The 18903-nt window shown below is 39.6% G+C and carries 26 protein-coding genes; 8 read left to right on the top strand and 18 right to left on the bottom strand.

Features of this window, described 5'->3' with window-relative positions; all coding sequences use genetic code 11:
* The first annotated feature begins 88 nt into the window (after positions 1–88).
* Positions 89–670, top strand: coding sequence for a hypothetical protein (locus BLU58_RS03790; protein WP_093290898.1), 582 nt, complete (start codon positions 89–91; stop codon positions 668–670).
* 164 nt (positions 671–834) lie between these two features.
* Here the strand turns inward: BLU58_RS03790 and BLU58_RS03785 are convergent, their stop codons facing one another.
* On the bottom strand, positions 835–1974 hold the full coding sequence (locus tag BLU58_RS03785) for a S8 family peptidase (RefSeq protein WP_093290897.1): 1140 nt from the start codon (positions 1972–1974) through the stop codon (positions 835–837).
* Between the two features lie 78 nt (positions 1975–2052).
* On the opposite strand from BLU58_RS03785, the gene BLU58_RS03780 reads away from it, so the two are divergent.
* Positions 2053–2538, top strand: a complete 486-nt coding sequence (locus BLU58_RS03780) for a hypothetical protein (protein ID WP_093290896.1) — start codon at positions 2053–2055, stop codon at positions 2536–2538.
* Between the two features lie 114 nt (positions 2539–2652).
* Here the strand turns inward: BLU58_RS03780 and BLU58_RS03775 are convergent, their stop codons facing one another.
* The 4 genes from BLU58_RS03775 to BLU58_RS03760 form a co-directional block, all read right to left on the bottom strand.
* A complete protein-coding gene (locus tag BLU58_RS03775) occupies positions 2653–3216 on the bottom strand; it encodes a hypothetical protein (protein ID WP_093290895.1) in 564 nt (187 codons plus the stop codon).
* Between the two features lie 97 nt (positions 3217–3313).
* Complete coding sequence (locus BLU58_RS03770; protein ID WP_093290894.1) at positions 3314–4321, bottom strand: NlpC/P60 family protein; 1008 nt, start codon at positions 4319–4321, stop codon at positions 3314–3316.
* Positions 4322–4497: 176 nt separating this feature from the next.
* Positions 4498–4959: a hypothetical protein gene (locus tag BLU58_RS03765; protein ID WP_143123691.1), complete on the bottom strand. Its 462-nt coding sequence runs from the start codon at positions 4957–4959 to the stop codon at positions 4498–4500.
* A gap of 23 nt (positions 4960–4982) precedes the next feature.
* Positions 4983–5846 (bottom strand): hypothetical protein, encoded by an 864-nt coding sequence (locus tag BLU58_RS03760; protein WP_093290892.1) that lies wholly within the window; start codon positions 5844–5846, stop codon positions 4983–4985.
* Between the two features lie 286 nt (positions 5847–6132).
* Here BLU58_RS03760 and BLU58_RS03755 point away from each other — a divergent pair, with 286 nt between their 5' ends.
* The gene (locus BLU58_RS03755) at positions 6133–7458 is read left to right on the top strand and encodes a prolyl oligopeptidase family serine peptidase (protein WP_093290891.1); all 1326 of its coding nucleotides are present in this window, start codon (positions 6133–6135) and stop codon (positions 7456–7458) included.
* Positions 7459–7533: 75 nt separating this feature from the next.
* Here the strand turns inward: BLU58_RS03755 and BLU58_RS03750 are convergent, their stop codons facing one another.
* Both BLU58_RS03750 and BLU58_RS16290 read right to left on the bottom strand, forming a co-directional pair.
* Positions 7534–7728: an alpha/beta-type small acid-soluble spore protein gene (locus BLU58_RS03750; protein WP_093290890.1), complete on the bottom strand. Its 195-nt coding sequence runs from the start codon at positions 7726–7728 to the stop codon at positions 7534–7536.
* 153 nt (positions 7729–7881) lie between these two features.
* Positions 7882–8052, bottom strand: coding sequence for a hypothetical protein (locus tag BLU58_RS16290; protein WP_165873857.1), 171 nt, complete (start codon positions 8050–8052; stop codon positions 7882–7884).
* 223 nt (positions 8053–8275) lie between these two features.
* On the opposite strand from BLU58_RS16290, the gene BLU58_RS16285 reads away from it, so the two are divergent.
* On the top strand, positions 8276–8434 hold the full coding sequence (locus tag BLU58_RS16285; protein ID WP_176786485.1) for a hypothetical protein: 159 nt from the start codon (positions 8276–8278) through the stop codon (positions 8432–8434).
* Positions 8435–8474: 40 nt separating this feature from the next.
* Here BLU58_RS16285 and BLU58_RS03745 read toward each other — a convergent pair whose 3' ends face one another.
* Positions 8475–8897, bottom strand: coding sequence for a hypothetical protein (locus BLU58_RS03745; protein ID WP_093290889.1), 423 nt, complete (start codon positions 8895–8897; stop codon positions 8475–8477).
* Between the two features lie 151 nt (positions 8898–9048).
* Here BLU58_RS03745 and BLU58_RS03740 point away from each other — a divergent pair, with 151 nt between their 5' ends.
* Positions 9049–9747: a hypothetical protein gene (locus BLU58_RS03740; protein WP_093290888.1), complete on the top strand. Its 699-nt coding sequence runs from the start codon at positions 9049–9051 to the stop codon at positions 9745–9747.
* Positions 9748–9781: 34 nt separating this feature from the next.
* Here BLU58_RS03740 and BLU58_RS03735 read toward each other — a convergent pair whose 3' ends face one another.
* From BLU58_RS03735 to BLU58_RS03720, 4 genes are all read right to left on the bottom strand, one after another.
* Positions 9782–10039, bottom strand: a complete 258-nt coding sequence (locus BLU58_RS03735) for a hypothetical protein (RefSeq protein WP_072333624.1) — start codon at positions 10037–10039, stop codon at positions 9782–9784.
* 16 nt (positions 10040–10055) lie between these two features.
* The gene (minD, locus tag BLU58_RS03730) at positions 10056–10856 is read right to left on the bottom strand and encodes a septum site-determining protein MinD (protein ID WP_093290887.1); all 801 of its coding nucleotides are present in this window, start codon (positions 10854–10856) and stop codon (positions 10056–10058) included.
* A 148-nt stretch (positions 10857–11004) separates the two neighbouring features.
* Positions 11005–11466, bottom strand: coding sequence for a zinc ribbon domain-containing protein (locus BLU58_RS03725; RefSeq protein ID WP_093290886.1), 462 nt, complete (start codon positions 11464–11466; stop codon positions 11005–11007).
* A gap of 113 nt (positions 11467–11579) precedes the next feature.
* Entirely contained in the window at positions 11580–11834 is a 255-nt protein-coding gene (locus tag BLU58_RS03720; RefSeq protein ID WP_093290885.1) for a YlbG family protein, read from the bottom strand.
* 129 nt (positions 11835–11963) lie between these two features.
* Here BLU58_RS03720 and BLU58_RS03715 point away from each other — a divergent pair, with 129 nt between their 5' ends.
* Positions 11964–12287: a hypothetical protein gene (locus BLU58_RS03715; protein WP_093290884.1), complete on the top strand. Its 324-nt coding sequence runs from the start codon at positions 11964–11966 to the stop codon at positions 12285–12287.
* 13 nt (positions 12288–12300) lie between these two features.
* Here the strand turns inward: BLU58_RS03715 and BLU58_RS03710 are convergent, their stop codons facing one another.
* Positions 12301–12717: a YlbF/YmcA family competence regulator gene (locus BLU58_RS03710; RefSeq protein WP_093290883.1), complete on the bottom strand. Its 417-nt coding sequence runs from the start codon at positions 12715–12717 to the stop codon at positions 12301–12303.
* A gap of 177 nt (positions 12718–12894) precedes the next feature.
* Positions 12895–13104: a hypothetical protein gene (locus tag BLU58_RS03705; protein WP_143123690.1), complete on the bottom strand. Its 210-nt coding sequence runs from the start codon at positions 13102–13104 to the stop codon at positions 12895–12897.
* Between the two features lie 84 nt (positions 13105–13188).
* Here BLU58_RS03705 and mgtE point away from each other — a divergent pair, with 84 nt between their 5' ends.
* Positions 13189–14538: a magnesium transporter gene (gene mgtE / locus BLU58_RS03700; RefSeq protein WP_176786484.1), complete on the top strand. Its 1350-nt coding sequence runs from the start codon at positions 13189–13191 to the stop codon at positions 14536–14538.
* Positions 14539–14647: 109 nt separating this feature from the next.
* Entirely contained in the window at positions 14648–15994 is a 1347-nt protein-coding gene (locus BLU58_RS03695) for a hemolysin family protein (protein WP_093290880.1), read from the top strand.
* A 50-nt stretch (positions 15995–16044) separates the two neighbouring features.
* Here the strand turns inward: BLU58_RS03695 and BLU58_RS03690 are convergent, their stop codons facing one another.
* The 4 genes from BLU58_RS03690 to BLU58_RS03675 form a co-directional block, all read right to left on the bottom strand.
* Complete coding sequence (locus tag BLU58_RS03690; protein ID WP_093290879.1) at positions 16045–17139, bottom strand: S8 family peptidase; 1095 nt, start codon at positions 17137–17139, stop codon at positions 16045–16047.
* Between the two features lie 74 nt (positions 17140–17213).
* Positions 17214–17411, bottom strand: a complete 198-nt coding sequence (locus BLU58_RS03685) for a type II toxin-antitoxin system antitoxin (protein ID WP_093290878.1) — start codon at positions 17409–17411, stop codon at positions 17214–17216.
* Positions 17411–18259 (bottom strand): SPFH domain-containing protein, encoded by an 849-nt coding sequence (locus BLU58_RS03680; RefSeq protein ID WP_093290877.1) that lies wholly within the window; start codon positions 18257–18259, stop codon positions 17411–17413. The genes BLU58_RS03685 and BLU58_RS03680 overlap by 1 nt, the downstream gene beginning before the upstream one ends.
* 96 nt (positions 18260–18355) lie before the next feature.
* On the bottom strand, positions 18356–18886 hold the full coding sequence (locus BLU58_RS03675; protein WP_093290876.1) for a hypothetical protein: 531 nt from the start codon (positions 18884–18886) through the stop codon (positions 18356–18358).
* Between the last annotated feature and the right edge of the window lie 17 nt (positions 18887–18903).

Genomic DNA, 18903 nt, shown 5'->3' with positions numbered 1-18903 from the left:
CCGAATTTTTTATTAAAAAAGGAAATGTTTACATGTAATTAATTTGCCTCTATAGGGGCAGACTATGAGCACAGGAGGTGAAGAAGTCATGAATAAAAACAACTCTTCACAAGGAAAATCAAAAATGAACGCACAACAAGGTCCTAATGCAATGAACAATGCACACGATACCGAGTTTGCTTCTGAATCAAGTGTCGCTAACTCTGTAGCTGCCAATGCTGCTTCTGCTAATAGCAACATGCAAGGCTTGGACACTGAATTCGCTTTTGAAAACAGTGCCGCTAACTCTGTAGCTGCTAATGCTGCCGCTGCTAATAGCAACATGCAGGGCTTGGACACTGAATTCGCTTCTGAAAACAGTGCCGCTAACTCTGTAGCCGCTAATGCTGCCGCTGCTAATAGCAACATGCAGGGCTTGGACACTGAATTCGCTTCTGAAAACAGTGCCGCTAACTCTGTAGCTGCCAATGCTGCTTCTGCTAATAGCAACATGCAAGGCTTGGACACTGAATTTGCTTCTGAAAACAGTGCCGCTAACTCTGTAGCTGCAGCCAATGCTGCTTCTGCTAACAACAGCATGCAGGGCTTGGACACTGAGTTTGCCTCTGAAAACAGTGCTGCTAATAACATGCAAGCACGAGCTAAAATGAACAAAAATCAACAAAAATAGTAGACAGATCCAACCCCACTCCAACCCTATATATTGGAGTGGGGTTGTTATTTATTATGTACCGTTAAGTTTACCACAGAATGATCAACAGATTGAATCCATAATTTTATGTAACGAGCCCAATTGGTTACCTAGAAACATCCATTTCTAAGTAACCAATTTTATTATAGAGAGCGCCGTGTCACCTTCTGCAATGATTTACAAGCCTGAACTGCATTCACCAACCCGATCTCTTCTGATTCAATTCTCCGAGATGTACGAAGTAATAAATACCGAATCTGCTCTGGATTAAGCGTATGATCTAGCCCAAGGATGAGCGCTACAATTCCAGATACATGAGGCACCGCCATAGATGTCCCACTCATCTCTTTCCTGGTTTGATTCAACCATGCAGAAGGGATCTTTTCTCCAGGTGCTGCTACATCTACCCCTTTTCCTCGATTACTAAAGGCAGAGATGTCATTATCCATCGAAATCGACATAACCGCTATCGTTTCTGGAAATCTGGCTGGATAATCAATTCTACCGTTCAATCCCTGATTTCCTGATGCTGCAATCATCACAATCCCTTTTTTATGAGCAACTTGAATCGCATGGCGCAATGATTCACTTACTTTTTCCATTCCAAAACTCATATTAATAATATTCATATTGTTTTCGATACACCAGTTAATAGCTGTTAATAAATCAGAGAGATTAGCGCTTCCCTTCCGATTAAATGCCTTTACTGCATAGATACTCGCTTTTGGAGCCACTCCAATAATCCCCATCTCACTCGATCTTCCTGAGATAATTCCAGCGACATGCGTTCCGTGGCCATTATAGTCCATAGGAGTGGAATTAGGAGATAAGATATTTACTCCACCGCGAAAATTCGGCTTAATAGCAGGATGTTCACCATCGATTCCCGTATCAATTACAGCTATTTTAATCCCTTTCCCTTTGGTTCTGCTCCATACTTTCTCCGCTTCTACGCGTTGTACCCCCCATGGAACAGTCACATAAGGAGAAGCAAAAGAAGTGGAGTTCGAATTTAAATAAGGCTCTGTAATCGTAATTCGAAGATCGGGTTCCACTAATTCTACATCTGGGTGCTTCCCTAATCTAATTTCAGACTGATGGTCAGGCGTATACTCGCCAATCACAATTCCAATTTCAGCTAAAAAACGAACAGGCCGAACCCCGAGTTGGCGCATTTCTCGAATATAACGATCTAGTTGAGAGCCTTCTTTCAGATTATAAATTCTTCTCAACCTCTTCATACGCCTAGAGGAATTCGAAGGGGTCCACCAGCTCTGCGTCATTTTGCCACTCCCCTTCACTAACAGGATGGTAAGTGAATATAAATAGGTAAACTGGGCTTTGTAGGTAGGTGTTATATCATGAAACCAAGAAAACCCAAGTCCCACAAACGTCCATTTATAAACAACACGACTTCTTCATCACGTAAGTCCATTCGATCCACAAGAGGGAAAACCATTTCCACGAATCCCCAAACTAAAAGTAAATCAGTTCGACTTAATTTTATGGAATCCATGAAGAAACTCGAGGGTCTAGCAGGCAACTTTTCTAAGAAATCAAGTGATGTAAAACAAATGATCGAAGCATTTCAATCCTTTTCACGAGCCTTTAAAGATCAAGGTGCTTTTAAACAGCTGATCGGAGCCCTATCACAGCTAAACCAATCCCAGCTAAAATCAAAGCCCTCTCCAAAAGACAAACCCACAAAACAGGCTTCAGATGGAGAAGAGAAACAGACCATCTCAGAAGATATAGACAAGACCGACTCGTTATTTAACCTGATCAACTCCCCTGGATTAAACGACTTAGTGAAAACAGTGCTTAGCTCTCGCAAGAAAAAGAAGTAAATTAGTTTCTCTCGTGATACCTTAGAAGTATGTGTCCATGCTACACTTTGTCTATGTCAATACCTAATCACAAGAAAAAGGGCAGAAGCTTTTGGACTTCTGCCCTTTTACCAACTATCCTTTTTCCGATTGTGATTTGGCTCGCTTTAGAATTTCTTTCATCTCATTGGCATGGCATCCCGTTTTTTGAAAATCGACATCTCTTCCGATCTCACTTACCAATGGCCAAAATTCCGCTACACAGGCGAGGGGCTCTGGGACGATATGATTAGGTGCAATAAAATACGTTTTCTCTTCCCCTGAATGAAAATCAACCCAAGTTAAGAATAACACTTTATACTCTACCTGTTGATCTTTATGATCATCCATAGTAAAAAGTAGATCAAAAACTCCCTCATGAGTAAGATATAGATCTTGATAGTTCTCCGTTAGCAACTGGAGGCTCTTCTCATGTAAGGTCTCAAAAGAGAATTGCACATGATCCTCTTCTTCATTGATCGCAAATGATTTTAAAAGTCCGTATTGATAAATCTTATTTTGATCAAAATCTAATTTTCCTATTAATACTTCATCATACATCTCTAAATATGTATTTACTCTAGGGATAAATGTATCAGCGACCATCTCAAGGGTGGACATGTGACCATTGAGATTACTACCGTAACCAAATGTTTTCATAAAAAACTCCTTTTTTCATAACGAAAAGTTTCTCTCATTATAACAAAAGAGATAACGAAAGGCAGTAGGATCTCACCACTGCCCTCAGATGGATTTTCTAGTAGTTCCCAAAGTTTACATCATTTATGTTAGTTGCTTTCTTTTCAACACTTCTTCTATTATTTATATCCAAACTAACTCTTCCATAGCCTATAATCCTAGCCTGCCAATAAGGGGTTAAACCCGTAAAACCTACCCCCTGCTTTCTATTACTATTATACATGTGGTTTGCTCCCACATACATGCCCACATGACTTACATACATTCCATTTCCTGTTGCAGTAAAGAAAATGAAATCTCCCTGTTGTAATTGATCCCCAGGAATATGTTTAAAAGCTACATATTGATCTTCAACCATTCTAGGTAAATGAATACCTATATGCTGAAAAACTGTCATCCATAATCCAGAACAATCAAAACCAGGATTCCCTATCCCATCGAACTGATAAGGAGCATTTTGATATCTTAACGCCAACTCCATAACATATGGAAAATAATTGTCTATCGACATACCACCCATATCATCCTCACAACATTCACAATCTTCCTTTTGGTAGCCGTATAACCTTTTATTACTGAGAATAATATCTAGTTCTGGTTGGGAGAAATATATACTTTCACTCGATTGTTGAACTGGATACATCGCACCTTGTTCATCCAACGAGTGATTTAATCCATAAACATGTCCCAATTCATGGACTAGTGTCTGAAGGTGTGCTGAAAATGAATCATGTGGATTTAAATACAACATAATGAGTCCAGTATAATTATTTTCTTGACTTCCTTTCCATGCAAATCCTTTAAAATGCAAATTTTCTTTTTGAAGGATATTTATCATCATAATAGTAATGGCTCGTGGTGTTGTTACATTTTGCAACTCATACAATGTGTAGTCCCATACACTATCTACTTGTTCTAATTCAAATTCAATACCTTCAGGAAACGAGTGATTAGAGTTTTGTAACAGAGCACCAGCATATTGAACAGGATCAAAAAATGGCTCTAATGAATGTTCTGTTATTACATAAACCGGAACAACTTGTGTATGATTTTTTTGACATACCATAATATATTCTCACACCTTCACTTTTTTGATGGATATAAATATAAACAACATCTTGTTTAATGAACTTGCTATCTGTGTAAATTAGTCTCTTTAAGGAAATTCCCTAGTACATACAATATCGATATTGTATGTACTAGGGAGACTTTTACTCTTAAATTCAAGTTCGATTTCATATATCACGTGGGTCTTGGACCGTGTGGTGGCTGATATCCATTTCCTTGCAGTTCACTAGAAATTCCGTCACCTTCCAGCGGATAATCCCTCCAGTCAATCCCTGGTTTGAGGCCTGGATTCGGGAATCCAATCGTGCCATTAAAGTATTCCCCTTGCATTTGTGGTTTTCTATTGCTATGTCGTATCCCTTGCCCATCGATCTCTCCAAGAATCCAGTCGCCGCCCGGCGAATATCCCCACCAGTCGACCCCTGGTTTGAGACCTGGATTTGGGAATCCAATCGTGCCATCAAAATATTCCCCTTGCATTTGAGGCCTCCTCTCTCTATGCCGTATCCCTTGACCTCGCATTTGAGACCTCCTCTCACTATGTCGTATCCCTTGACCTTGCAAACCTCCCTGTTCGTGTAATCCACCCATCATACCCGTCAAATATTGTGCAGAAATGAAAAATGGTCCGTTCATAAACAACTCATCCTTTCTACTTTTTAATTTATTCCTACATTTAGGATGCCTGATAATGCCCCTTGGCTACCCAAAGCCAGACCAACAGGCCAAGTAACACTCACAACTGTCTGTGATTGATCTGCTTGAGAAGTTTGTCGTGTTACAAACATATTCCCACCCACACTTTCAGGAATAATACCATGCATCCCCCCCGGTCCTAAAGTCACAAACCAGATGTTAGTTGTTGGTTCAGAATCATTGCAATTTAATGGCTGCATATCATTTATGTAAATTAACCAGCCATCAAAAACTGTATGACCATTTACTTCTGGGGGAAGAATATTTCTGTTGTAGTAGGCTTTGCGTATCAGTCTATAACCAGGTTCATTTGTAATAATGATTCCAGATTCTCCATTTCGGATACGAATTTTCCCTTTTGCCCGATCCAAATCTTCAAGGGTAAGTGTAGCACCTCTTAGATCAACGGAGTTCTCCAAAGAAATGAGTTGTTTAAATCCAAGAAATCCATCTGAACCGTTTTGAAGTTCCTTACTAAAACGATATAGAAGCTGTCTGATAGCTGAATCATGCTCCACTTGCAATAAATTATTTGTGTCACTATAGACATCTTGTCCCGTATATGACACTACAAATTGAGTTGCAAATTCTGTCATAGGGAAGATAACAGGCTCTTCTGGCAATGAAGTCTGATCTTCAATCGCATCACCGAATCCAATTATTTCGGCAGGTACTAATTCGGGCGTACGAACATAGCGCAATGCGCTTCCTTTAATCGAATAAAAAGGAAAAAAGGGAAGGTATTGCATCCGTTTAGGGGCATTTTCAATTAATCCCAGTGCTAAAGCATCAATAGACAAGAATTGTACTTGTTGATTTAATGGCACTAAAATCACCTTCCTAAGTTTGATAGTTTCTTATATTGATTAATACTACTTCTGTGTATTGTTTCGATTTCCTGTTACATGTAATATTTCCTTGTGTTAAGTAGGTTTCTTTTTATAGATAAGCATTTTTTTGTAAATGTTTTATAGGCTTGCAATACAGGAAATACTTTTTTTAATGTATTACATATTTATAAAACGTTTAAAATATAGTAAATAATAACTAATTATTGTATGTCCTACAACAATGGACCTATGACAGATTTAAGATTTTAGGAGGGAAACATTTATGTCAATTAAAATGAAAAAATTCTTTAAATTATTTCTATTATGCACTATAGTATTTGGAACCATCTTTTCATTCCGTGTAGAGGCATTAGCTAAGGAAGTGAAGCCCAAACCACCCTCATATCAGACTGTTACAGAAATAGAGGATTGGGGGGCCATGATTACAAAGGTGATTGTCAATTTAGGTAGGTCGATTCCCGTTAAATCTGTTACGACTCATACATTTAAAGTACATGTGACTAGAGTGGATAACCGTTTAGCAAATCCTCTGTTAGAAAAAGGATACCGGACAGTTACAAATGCTTATGTAGCCGATAAAAAAGGGAATCCTTCTCGTAAATCAGGGAATTATGTCGTCTTCGAAATGGAAATTGGTCCGTCTATATCTTTAGGATCGCCCATGAATTTCGATATAGATTCATTTACCAATAGCTGGATTCATAGTAAATATGTGATCACTCAGCAAAAGGACATCGTTACACCACGTGGAAAAATATCTGGATTAATCATAGACACATATTCAGGTGGATCGATCAATTTAGTAGATGAATTCTCAACAGGTAAATCTACTTATGGTGATATTACATTGACATATGCTGATTTTAAACCCACTAAAGATCATCAGAAAAATCCTTTAATTATATGGTTACATGGCGGGGGAGAAGGCGGAACAGATCCAACTATTCCCATTGCCGCCAATAAAGCTGCTAATTTTTCATCAAGTAGTATACAATCCTATTTCGGCGGCGCTTATGTATTAGCTCCACAAACACCAACATACTGGATGGATGGCTCTAGAGAGGAAAATGGAAGTTCAAAATATGAAGGTGCCCTTATGAATTTGATTACAAACTATGTTGCTCAAAATAAAGATATTGACCTTAAACGAATTTATATTGGCGGGAATTCGAACGGTGGTTACATGACAATGCGTATGATTCAACGTTTTCCCAGATTCTTTGCAGCTGCATTTCCAACATGTGAAGCTTTACGTGATACCCTTATTTCTAATCGAGATATCCAGCGCATGAAAGACGTTCCTATTTGGTTTGTTGCCGCTAAAACAGATACCATCGTACCAGTCAACGATTTTGTCGTTCCGACTTATAATCGTCTGATAGATGCCGGAGCCAAGAATGTGCATTTATCCTTATTTGATAACGTTATTGACACTTCGGGTTTATACAAAAAAGAGGACGGAACGCCATACGAATACGATGGACATTGGTCATGGATTTACGTGTACAATAATGAAGTATCCAAGTTTATAAATAATAAAAAAATCACCCTTATGAAATGGTTATCTAATCAATCCTTAAGCCATTAAGTGTCAGCGCAGTTTATCGCCTCAAAATGACGAAAGGCAGTGGGATCACCACTGCCTTTCTAACCAAGTATTCAATTAACCACGGAATCCGCCAAGTTGTGATTCAGCTAAAGCCACAAGACGTTTAGTGATTTCTCCACCTACGCTACCGTTAGCACGTGAAGTAGTTTCACCACCAAGTTGTACACCAAACTCAGAAGCGATCTCATACTTCATTTGATCAAGAGCTTGAGTTGCACCGTTTACAACCAATGAGTTAGAGTTACGCATTTTGTTTCACCTCCTCGCTGTTTGTACTCTTATATTGTGTCGAAATGATTTTTTCATGTGTAGGAAATTTTGGTACTTTTTATTTTGCATCAAACAAAAAATATAAAAAGCAGATATCTCGTTTCGGAGACATCTGCTTTTGCTATTTTATCTTCAACTACAAAGCTTTGCTTGCTTTTTAAGATCTCGACGTTCTTTCCAAATCTGCTTCATCTCTTCATACAAATCGTATTGTTGCAAGAACTCATGACGCTCTTTTGCTAATAAGTATTCTTGCTCCAATTGGTTTAACCGCTCTTCCAGTGCATGTAGTTTTTCTTGCATATCTCCAGCACCTCTTATCTTTTATTTTAGAGACGAGTAAACATGATTAAAACCTTTTATACCCCAATTACGTAAATCAAAACCAAAAAAGTACATTTTTTTTGAACGAAGAAAACAAGTAGCTCTTAACTAATCGTTATGATTTCATCCACAATTCATTCTTGATTTTGATAAAATAAAAATTACACTAAATGTAACCATTTAATCGAAAGGAGTTTTTCCTATGTCAGTTAAGAATCATTATATGCCACCCTTTCTGGAAGAATTCCGATCTATGAAACTAGAGATCATGATCCGTGATCTTTCTAAGCTCTCATCAGAAGATTTAATAAAAATTCGCCATGAAATTGATCAATTGCTTGATACAGGAACCAAAGAATAAGCAGATAAAAAAACCAGCTTAGCAAAACATCAAGCTGGTTTCATTGATTTTGTTGATAAAATGAACGAGATATGATCGAATCACGAAACAATCGATACATCTTTAATGCGTCTACTGCTTTGTAAAGTTCTGTACCCGCAAAAATCGTCGTTTGTTCTTCATCCATTCGTATGTAATCATGGTTCTTTAGCAATAATAAAATTTGCATACATTGTTCTTTACTGCCAAGATATTCAAAAAATAGTCGTTGTAATTCAGCAATGGTAACAGCCTTTTTCTGTCTTCTTTGTTGAAGATCTTTATCTAATTGAGGATAAACAAGAAGTCCCCATAAAATGACAATGGCAGCACGAGCGGAAGCATCCCAGTTTTTATGTGGTGGTGATTCTGCGGGAGACTTCTTTGGAAAATGTATTCGTGTCGATAGGAAAGAGCTAATTTCTTTTATAGATAAAGAATTCATCTTCATTTCCTCCTTTTTCCAAAAAATAAAACCTATTAATGTGTATCGTCATGAATCCCCCTTTTTATACCTACGTAGAAAAATGACTGTCTTTTCTGTTATATTAATAAATATAGAGTATCCAGATTTTATGGAGAAAGGAGTTCGGAAAATGTATGATCCAAAAAAAGGAAAGTATACTGAGGAAGAAAATACCTATATTATAGAGGCTATAAATAAAGGATCTGCGGCAGGTAAACGAGATCGAGATTTATTAAAGCAAATCTCATTAGATTTAAATAGAGGATACGCGGGGATTATGTCTCATGTTCGAAAATTACGTGCAGAAAATCCCCATCGATTTATCCAAAATGATGGGGACCCAATCACATTTCGCTTAAACAGTTGGGAGAAAGAAGAAGAAGATCTCGTCATTGCTACGGTAAATCGTTTTTTGAAAGAAGGCAAATCTCTTTCCACTGCGATTGCAGAATTAGAGTCAAAACTATCTCGGACACAAGGTGCTATTTATCAAAGAATCTATACACTACGCCGAAAAAATCCGGAAAAGTTCTCGTTCGTCCCGGAACAACGCCCCCGCAAACGACGACAACTACAAGACTGGCAATTGAATCGAGCTACAATCCAAAAAGCACATCCTTCATTTGAAGAATCATTAATTTTAAAAACGTTCGAAGACCGATACGGTCGATCTACTCCCGCAACAAAAGATCAATTAGTTCGATTAATGAGACAATATGGATGTACTCGTGTTTCGATCGCTTTATTAACATTAGAAGAGGACAAAAACTTCCCCAATATCGTGGCAGATTTTTTGTCCAGTCGTTTACAACATCGGCATTTTCTATAAGGAGAAAAAAGCACGAACCAGATGGATCGTGCTTTTACCCATTTTCTTTTCTGCGAACCGGAATACTGGCGTTAATAATCGTCGTTCGTTCCTTGGATTGAGGAATTATCGTAACTTGTCCCACAACATCAAAGTCAAATTCATCACAAAGTTCGATCAATCTCGCTTGAAAGAACTTTAGCTTTCTCTCATCTATATCAGAACGCTGATAGCTTAAAACTAAGGATAAACGATCATCTGCCTTGGTAGCGGTCGGTTCTTCTTTACTACCAAACATATTTAAAAATGTCATATTCCATTCGCGCCCCCTATGCTATATGAAACAAGCGTTTGATTTTTGAGATCAATGTATCCGACTCTAACTCTAAGAATGGAACGTCATGACCAGAAAGACGACGAGCAATGTTGGCATATGCTTTTCCAGCCATTGATTTATCGTCTAAAATGACCGGCTCCCCTGTATTGGAAGAACGGATAATCCGTTTGTCTTCTGGTACGATTCCCAGTAAATTGATGGCTAAATGGTTTTGGACTCGTTCTACACTAAGCATATCTCCATCCTTTACCATATCCGATTGGACTCGATTGATAATGAGATCAATTTGTCCTATATTAGCTGACTCCAGAAGTCCAATAACCCGATCCGAATCCCGTACAGATGGGATTTCTGGATTTACAACGATAATGGCACGGTCAGCAGCCACAATGGCATTACGAAATCCACCTTCAATTCCTGCGGGTGAATCAATTAGAATATAATCAAATTCTTTTCGAAGCTCATGAATCAACTGCTCCATCTGTTGTGGAACGACTTCTTCTTTATAACGTGTTTGGGCTGCTGGTAACAACGCCAAATCCGGATACTCCTTATGGCGCACTAAGGCTTGTCTGATCTTACATTGTCCTTCTACAACATCTACCAAGTCATACACAATCCGGTTCTCTAACCCTAGCATCAGGTCTAACTTACGAAGACCAATATCCGTATCGACCAAGCAAACCCGGTAGCCTAACTGAGCCAATCCTAAGCCAGCAGAAGCAACAGTAGTTGATTTTCCTACTCCACCTTTTCCGCTGGTAATCGTAATTGCGACAGAACGATGATTCAATGTCAAGCACCCCTTTCTCCATATTCAACTAGAAGGATGACATGTTTCATATTTATTTCCGTTTCTTCTACAAGTTTCCTCCATATTGTAGCAAAAATGACTACATAAAAAAAGGAAATATTTAACACTATTACAATTATTTATTTACCTAATAAAATCTTTGGCCACAGGTAGAACATTGATTGGATTGGTTGGGTATTTGGTGGGCACAAGAAGGACATATATAGACGACAGCCATCGATATCGGCGCAATAGGCATGTCACCTGCTTGTGGCGCTTTAGACATATGTTGGAAATAATCCGTTCTGGGTTGATTTGTCTCTTCTTTTAACGATTGAATCATCTTTTCGATTGATTGAATTTCATCTTTTATCGCCGTGGCTTTCTGAAACTGAGCTTCTAATTCTGAATTCATCTGAATGGTTTGTGTTTGTTCCCACTGCTGAAGGGTATACTGTCCAAGTTGACTCATCAACTGATCTAATTCCTGTCTCTTTCCATTCCCTTTTTGGTTTAGGCGATTCATCTCAAGCATTCTCTGCGAAGATTTACTAACCTGTTCGACACTTTTTCCTATTTTCTGCTTGATATCTTGTAAAAAGTTATTCAACCGTGATCAATCCTTTCTTAATACAGCTTTCTATTCTCTAATTGTACGGGAACTAAAAAAGATCCGCCACTAGAATGATAGCGACAGATCTGATTATTGTTTGTACAAATTCGTTAGGTCGTAGGAAGATCTACTTTTTTTCCAAAATCCAGTGAAATGCTACTTCGATAAGAACGTTCCACTCTTCCTACGTACGGAAGGCGTTCAATTCGCTTTATCCATTGATCTGCTGATTTTCGATCAATATATAGAATCACATACTTAAATCGTTTGGAGATATAATGAATGTTCCCCATACGTGAAAGGGATTTAGCCGATTTTAGATCTTTCACCCACACTACGAGCCCTAAACGTTCAACCATATTCATAACAAGGTACCACTACGATATATTTCGTAGCTTTCCTTTCATATTTGGTTAGGATACGCGGGGAGAACTACCTTTATCGTACCATGTGAAGGTGCTTCATTCAACACTACAGAAAGAAGGGGAACTGGATTGAGAAACCCACTATATCAAAAACTACAGGAACAAATAAACCAAAAAAAACATTCTGACCTAGCACTAACCGTACGCCCTTATGCAGGAGTCGCCTTTCTATATGCAAATAAAGAACTCTATTCCACAAGAGAAGCGTTTGAAAATGAGTTACAGGACATAGCTCAAGAACTCATCCTAGGGACGGTCTGGAACTTCACATACCTTTTTATCCGCACCTCAACACATGCCTATGTATATCGTGCCCAATTTGTCGCGCCCATGGAAAAAAGTTTTTGCTGTGGCAATGGATGCCCGGATTGTGTCCGTTTACGCTCCACCTAGTAGCAAGTGGTGCTTACGATTGACACATTCCTCGTTTCTGCTTCCTTGGGGTGCTTGACTCAGGAATCGGGATATGAATTTGATGCGACACAGACTTGGCAATCGTAGACGAGATTTGGTATAGAAGTTGATCTAATCTCTCTTCTGCTTCTAGGAACTGGCGGATCGCTGAGTTGTTTCGTAATTGCGTCTGTACTTCTTCTATCTTCTGCTTGGCTTCATGATAATTTGGATGAAAAATGCCAAATCTCTTTGTTTCTTCGTATAATTCTTTCTGCTTTTGAAACTCCTTTATTAATTTCTGAGCCTCGGCATCCTCTTGTAACTCTGCTTGACTACTAAGGTAGCTTTGTACTTCGTGCGATTTATTAATCTCATCAGCCAAGTCATAGGCATCTGATAGTAATTCTGTCATATCAATCGTCTTCATTTCGAACTCACCCTCCTTGTATATTTTAACAAACTTTTCCCCTCAGTGTTCTGGAAGATGTACGAAAAAATCCCTCCAATCATTCAGGTGGAGGGAAATGGTAAGGAAGGGTGGAAGCAAACTGCTTCCTCTACTATGTATGCCTCTTAGGTAAGAAGCATTCTTCTGGTTCATCCTTTACTCGTCTTTCACTTCAATCCAAGGAGACTGTGGTGATTCAGGTGATTCCCACAAACTATGATAACGTTCTTCGTTTCGGTGCAGACTAACAGGTAGCATAAATCGGGATGGACGCCAATTGTAGAAATACTGGCTTCGAAATTGCATCCATGATTGAATCGAGACAAGGTTTGTATGAATTTTATCATGCATGATCGATTTTTCCATGTACATTCCCTCCCCTTCCACCAACTTAGATGGTCTATTGTATGCCATCACCCATGTAGTTGTTCAGTCAGAAAGGAGAGAAACATGATCTCTCTTACAGAATTAGCTGATTTACAGTCTAAATTAGAAATGAATGACCCTGATGCGATTCGAGAGATACTAGAAGAGCTACCACCTTATGATCTACGCCAATTTTTCTTCTTCATTGATGAAGAACAGCAGAAAGAGTTGCTCTCCTATCTATCTGTCTCCAAGACAGCTCACCTTTTTGAAGAGATGAAACATCTGGAACAAAAAAGGAAATTTATGAGTCTGATTCCAGATGCACAAAAATCGAAGATCTTTCGTGAAATCTCATTCGATGACCTTGCCGACTTCCTTGGGGAGATTAGTCAAAATGAAGCAGAAACGATTCTGACCAAATTAGACCAACCGGATGCAGAAAATGTTCGGGATCTCCTTCACTACCCAGAAGATACAGCTGGCGGATTAATGACGACAGAGTACGTTCATATTCTGAGTGAGATCACCGCTTCCGAAGCAATCGAGCAACTACGTCAGAAAGCCCCTAATGCCGAAACCATCTATTATCTTTATGTCGTCGATGTAAGCGGACACCTGCTAGGGGTCGTCTCACTGCGGGAGTTATTAGTTGCAAAGCCTGAAGTAAAAATGAATGACATCATGTATGAGCGAATTATTTCTGTACCTGTGGAAATGGACCAAGAAGAAGTAGCGAAAGTCTTTACAAGATATGATCTGCTCGCTGTTCCTGTCGTGGATCACAATCATACCCTTCGCGGAATTGTTACAGTGGATGATGTGATGGATGTATTAATCGAGGAGGCCCAAGAAGACTTTGCTAATTTCTCAGGGGGCGGAGGTGACCAAGGATTATTTATCTCTCCCATACAAGTGGTTCGTAAGCGAATTCCTTGGCTGATCTTACTACTCCTCATAGGGTTAATCACAGCTAATCTCATTAATCTGTTTCAAGAAACGACTCAAAAACTACCGATTTTACTAATCTTTATGCCTATGATCGCTGGAATGACGGGAAACGCCGCCACGCAATCCTTAGCTACCGTGATTCGATTGATTTCAAATGGAGAATTAAACAGAGAACATTACGGAAAACGACTCCGCCAAGAAAGTACGATTGCCATGCTCATAGGACTTTTTTGTAGCTTGTTTATTTTAGGTTTTATTAGCCTTTTTTATGATGGACGATTAGGAATTTTAGTAGCGGTTTGCTTATTTTTCACACTCATTATCGGAACAATTGTAGGGACATTGATCCCCATGGTTTTACAAGCTTTTAAGATCGATCCTACCGTTGCATCCGGGCCACTCATTACTACGATTAACGATGTCGTCTCATTAATGATTTATTTTGGTTTAGCCACCTTATTCGTCCAACTAATCAGCAGTTGACTGTCATACAATTTTCAAAGGACTAATATTCCTTTATAACAAGGCAGTTCCTAAGGTATAATGTTGTTCAAAATAGGTAACATTTTCTACACATGGGGGGTCTCAATCGTTGGATAGCGATCTGGTAAGTACGTTTTGGAATTTTGGATTAGTTGTGTTTCTTGTGCTTTTAAATGGTTTTTTCGTAGCTTCAGAGTTTGCCTTGGTAAAGGTGCGCTCCACACGGATCGCTCAATTAACCGAAGAAGGCAATTTTCGCGCTCTAGCGGCACAAAAACTAATTGCTAATCTAGATGCATATCTATCCGCTACACAACTTGGAATAACTCTGGCATCACTAGGGCTTGGTTGGGTTGGTGAACCGTTTGTAGCAAGATTGATTATACCACTCATTCAAACCCTTCATTTGCCCGAAAATGTAGTCCATATCATCTCGTTTGCCATAGGTTTTTCGATTATTACATTTTTACATATCGTCATTGGTGAAATGGCACCAAAATCACTAGCCATTCGTCAAGCTGAACGAGTTACACTTGTCATCTCAAGACCCTTACGCTGGTTCTTTATACTCTTCCGTGCTCCCATCTGGCTGCTAAATAGCTCAGCAAATAAACTCTTACAATGGTTAGGAGTCAGCATAGATGCTGAGCACCAAGCCGCTCACACAGAAGAAGAAATCCGAATGCTAGTAGAACAAAGCCATAAAAGTGGGATCATCGATCAAACAGAGCTTTCCTTATTTGACAACATCTTTGAATTCGCAGACCGGGTAGGTCGTGAAGTAATGGTTCCCCGGATTAATATGGTATGTCTTTATGCGACAGACACTATAGAAGAAAACATTGACGTCGCTAAAAAAAGTCAATTTACACGCTTCCCACTATGTGGAAAAGATAAAGATGAAATCCTAGGCGTGATACATATTAGGGACCTATATGAATGTCTAATTGAAGGTGGTACTCCCAATTTAATCGAGATTGCCCGTCCATCTGTCCAAGTTCCCGAGACGATGGAAATCAAAGATATTTTACGGACACTCCAAAAAAATAGAACCGAGATGGCCATTGTAATCGACGAATATGGCGGTACCTCTGGAATCGTCACCTTAGAAGATATCATTGAAGAAATTGTAGGAGAGATCCAGGATGAGTTCGACGATGAGCGCCCTTTTTTCCAAGAAAAATCAAGTGGTACCTCGATTGACGCTAGACTGTTAATCGAAGAGGTAAACGAATACTTTAATATTGAAATTGAGGATGAAAACAATGACACCATTGGTGGTTGGGTCTTCTCTCAACTACAGGCACTACCGAAAGTCGGAGTTTCTGTTCATTTTCTAGAATTCACCTTTACCGTGCAAGAGATGGATTCTCGCAGCATCACCCGTCTACTTGTTCGGAAATCGGATAAAGCCGATATCTTACAGGATCAGGACGACACACCCTTACATATGTAAAACACATAAACACGCCTTTCCTTCTAGAGAAAAGCGTGTTTTTTCATGACTTAAAATTGCACCAAACCACGTCCTGTCAATGTGTTTCGACCTGATGAACTAAGCACTTTCGTTGAAGCAAATAATCTCTTTAGAATCGATGCATGACTAGCTTTTGGATGCTTCTGTTTGAATAGAGCCAGCACTCCTGATACATGAGCTGCTGCCATCGAGGTTCCACTTAAAGCAGCATATTTCATCCCCGGATATGTGCTGACTACTTTCACTCCTGGAGCAGCCACATCTACCGTAGATCCAGTTGCCGAAAAAGAGGCACGCTTGTTACTTTTACTAAGTGCAGCCACTGCAATCGCATTGGGAACTCTCGCTGGGACTTCCACTGTATCCCCTTTTCCTGATAACTGTCCTGCATTTCCTGCAGCTGCAACGACAAAAATCCCTCTGCGAGTCGCTACTTGAATTGCTTTTTCTAATGCAACTGGACTCACCTTGCCACCACTAATGCTAATATTAAGGATATGCATATTATTAGAAATTCCCCATTCAATCCCGCGAACAAGATCAGATAAAGACCCAACCCCTTTCTTATTTAACACTTTAATCGCATAAAGGGATACGTCCGGAGCCACTCCAATAATACCTAATTGGTTGACGGCTGCCCCAATCACTCCCGATATATGTGTTCCATGACCATTTAAGTCATGAGGTGGCTTTCCTGGTTCAATAATATTCACTCCACCTTGAACGTTTTGACTCAAATCGGGGTGATTAAAATCAATTCCCGTATCAATAATGCCAACTTTAATTCCTTTCCCTGTAAAAGATCGACTTTGCCCTCGAAGAACCCTACGGATATTCCAAGGTACTACTTCACCTTTTTGTCGGTTTTTGACAAGGCGCCTCTTGGTATATACATTTTTTAATTCGTATGGAAGTAGCTGGAGGGATCTTTCTGACTCTACATGAACCAACTCAGAGTCCCTCTCAATTTGTTTCATTTGGTTCCAAGATGATACCGTTGCTGTTATCATCGGCGTGTAAGATCCGACATACTCCACCTGACATCCTAGCTCCAAGAACCGCTCAACCCTGGATTCATTTTGATAGAGAAAGGTAAACCGTTGCCCTCCTTGATGACTTTCCATAAAAAATCACCTCTTTCTCCTAGATATGAAGAATGAGGTGTTATGGCTTGGACTTCTATAAAAATATACGTACTCTACTTGAGATCTTCGAGATCCCCTTCTGTATGTTGTTTACCCTTTGATTGCTGGGGCTTCCGATGTTTTGAAACAGACGAGCGGAGAATGAATTCGATTTGAGCATTCACACTTCGAAACTCATCCGCGGCCCATTTTTCAAGGTCCTGATAGAGATCTGGATCTAGACGAAGTAGGAATTTCTTCTTGGAGCTCATTATTGATAAAGGGTACCCGTATTAATCACAGGGTTTACATTACCTTCTGAGACCAGGGCGACGAGTAAGTTATTCACCATAGCTGCCTTTTTCTCATCATCTAATTCAAAGCCCTTCTTCTCTAATTTCGCCAGTACCGTCTCCACCATACCCATAGCACCTTCTACAATTTGCTTACGAGCAGCAATGACAGCAGAGGCTTGTTGTCTACGTAACATCACTTGCGCAATCTCAGGAGCATAAGCGAGGTGACTAATTCTTGCTTCTATTACTTCGATTCCAGCGATCTCTAAACGCTCATGAAGTTCTTTCTCAAAGGTGTGCATAATCTCAGTTGGATTTCCACGTAAAGACAATCCATCATGTGGAGAATCATAGGGAAAATGGCTTGCTAGAGAGCGGAGGGCCGTTTCGCTCTGAATATCGGCAAATTTCTCATAATCATCTACATGAAACGTAGACTGGGTTGGCCTCTTTACTCTCCATACGATAACCGCCGCAACCTCGATTGGATTCCCATCTGCATCATTTACTTTTATTCGATCCGTATGAAAATTCCGTACCCGTAAGCTAATCTTTGTACGTTGAGAAAACGGGTTTACGAAATGGAACCCTTCTTCCCGAAGCTCACCTATATACTTCCCCATAAACGTTAGTACACGCGACTCATTCGGCTGAATCACGACATACCCACCAGATGGCAGGAGACCTATTACAAATAAAATGATACCGAATACTTGGTCACCGTCTTCAGGAGTACCTAGCACAACAGCACCCGCGAATAAGACAAGCAACTGAACAGACAAAGCAAGAAAGCCATTCACATGCCAAGCATTTTGCTCTTTCATCCGCTCCACACTCATCACCCATTTCTAATTTGTTATCAAAGTGATATCACTTTGTTATTATTATAATACCTCCCATCTGTATGGTGAAACCTAATTTTATGATAAAAATGAAAAATGCCTCTTCTGTCCCATTCCCGTGGCTTTTGAGGAGACCCACGATACTTGTTGAATGGGAATATAGTCTTGTGTCATCACCCGTTTTAATTCCTTGTACAGTTTAGATGCTTGATCTGGGGTCACTCTAACAAACGGAAAATAGATTCTCGGCATCCACTCATCCGGTTGATAGGTAGGACAAATCCCCATTCGAATCGATCTTGTCACCTCCCAAATGGTTTGTTGAAGTTGGACGAGAGGATAGCTCTTCACAATGGGAATGTAGAATCGTGGGCTTCTAACCTCCGTCATTCCCACCCCACAACAATGGATACAAAATGATGCTTGCTGTGGAATCACCCTTTCCAGGGCACCCTGCAAGCCTTTCACTTCGTATCCATTGGCCACTTGGTATACTAGTTGAGGTGGAAATGTATCAGCTTCCATTTGACATCGATAGGTTGCTTCCAGCCAGATTTGTTGAATTCGCTTTTCTTCTGTTATGGGTAAATAGGACAAAATCGCATTCATCAGGATTCTCCTTTAGG

The organism is Thermoactinomyces sp. DSM 45892 (assembly GCF_900107305.1).
Classification (GTDB): domain Bacteria; phylum Bacillota; class Bacilli; order Thermoactinomycetales; family Thermoactinomycetaceae; genus Baia.
The sequence above is the reverse complement of the archived record's forward strand: the minus strand, read 5'-3'. Positions and strand labels throughout refer to the sequence as shown.

Bases quoted from the DNA above. Each gene is read 5' to 3' on its own strand.
- BLU58_RS03790 (WP_093290898.1), top strand. From the start codon at position 89: ATGAATAAAAACAACTCTTCACAAGGAAAATCAAAAATGAACGCACAA.
- BLU58_RS03785 (WP_093290897.1), bottom strand. From the start codon at position 1,974: ATGACGCAGAGCTGGTGGACCCCTTCGAATTCCTCTAGGCGTATGAAG.
- BLU58_RS03780 (WP_093290896.1), top strand. From the start codon at position 2,053: ATGAAACCAAGAAAACCCAAGTCCCACAAACGTCCATTTATAAACAAC.
- BLU58_RS03775 (WP_093290895.1), bottom strand. From the start codon at position 3,216: ATGAAAACATTTGGTTACGGTAGTAATCTCAATGGTCACATGTCCACC.
- BLU58_RS03770 (WP_093290894.1), bottom strand. From the start codon at position 4,321: ATGGTATGTCAAAAAAATCATACACAAGTTGTTCCGGTTTATGTAATA.
- BLU58_RS03765 (WP_143123691.1), bottom strand. From the start codon at position 4,959: ATGAACGGACCATTTTTCATTTCTGCACAATATTTGACGGGTATGATG.
- BLU58_RS03755 (WP_093290891.1), top strand. From the start codon at position 6,133: ATGTCAATTAAAATGAAAAAATTCTTTAAATTATTTCTATTATGCACT.
- BLU58_RS03750 (WP_093290890.1), bottom strand. From the start codon at position 7,728: ATGCGTAACTCTAACTCATTGGTTGTAAACGGTGCAACTCAAGCTCTT.
- BLU58_RS16290 (WP_165873857.1), bottom strand. From the start codon at position 8,052: ATGCAAGAAAAACTACATGCACTGGAAGAGCGGTTAAACCAATTGGAG.
- BLU58_RS16285 (WP_176786485.1), top strand. From the start codon at position 8,276: ATGTCAGTTAAGAATCATTATATGCCACCCTTTCTGGAAGAATTCCGA.
- BLU58_RS03745 (WP_093290889.1), bottom strand. From the start codon at position 8,897: ATGAATTCTTTATCTATAAAAGAAATTAGCTCTTTCCTATCGACACGA.
- BLU58_RS03740 (WP_093290888.1), top strand. From the start codon at position 9,049: ATGTATGATCCAAAAAAAGGAAAGTATACTGAGGAAGAAAATACCTAT.
- BLU58_RS03735 (WP_072333624.1), bottom strand. From the start codon at position 10,039: ATGACATTTTTAAATATGTTTGGTAGTAAAGAAGAACCGACCGCTACC.
- BLU58_RS03720 (WP_093290885.1), bottom strand. From the start codon at position 11,834: ATGAATATGGTTGAACGTTTAGGGCTCGTAGTGTGGGTGAAAGATCTA.
- BLU58_RS03710 (WP_093290883.1), bottom strand. From the start codon at position 12,717: ATGAAGACGATTGATATGACAGAATTACTATCAGATGCCTATGACTTG.
- BLU58_RS03705 (WP_143123690.1), bottom strand. From the start codon at position 13,104: ATGGAAAAATCGATCATGCATGATAAAATTCATACAAACCTTGTCTCG.
- mgtE (WP_176786484.1), top strand. From the start codon at position 13,189: ATGATCTCTCTTACAGAATTAGCTGATTTACAGTCTAAATTAGAAATG.
- BLU58_RS03690 (WP_093290879.1), bottom strand. From the start codon at position 17,139: ATGGAAAGTCATCAAGGAGGGCAACGGTTTACCTTTCTCTATCAAAAT.
- BLU58_RS03685 (WP_093290878.1), bottom strand. From the start codon at position 17,411: ATGAGCTCCAAGAAGAAATTCCTACTTCGTCTAGATCCAGATCTCTAT.
- BLU58_RS03680 (WP_093290877.1), bottom strand. From the start codon at position 18,259: ATGAAAGAGCAAAATGCTTGGCATGTGAATGGCTTTCTTGCTTTGTCT.
- BLU58_RS03675 (WP_093290876.1), bottom strand. From the start codon at position 18,886: ATGAATGCGATTTTGTCCTATTTACCCATAACAGAAGAAAAGCGAATT.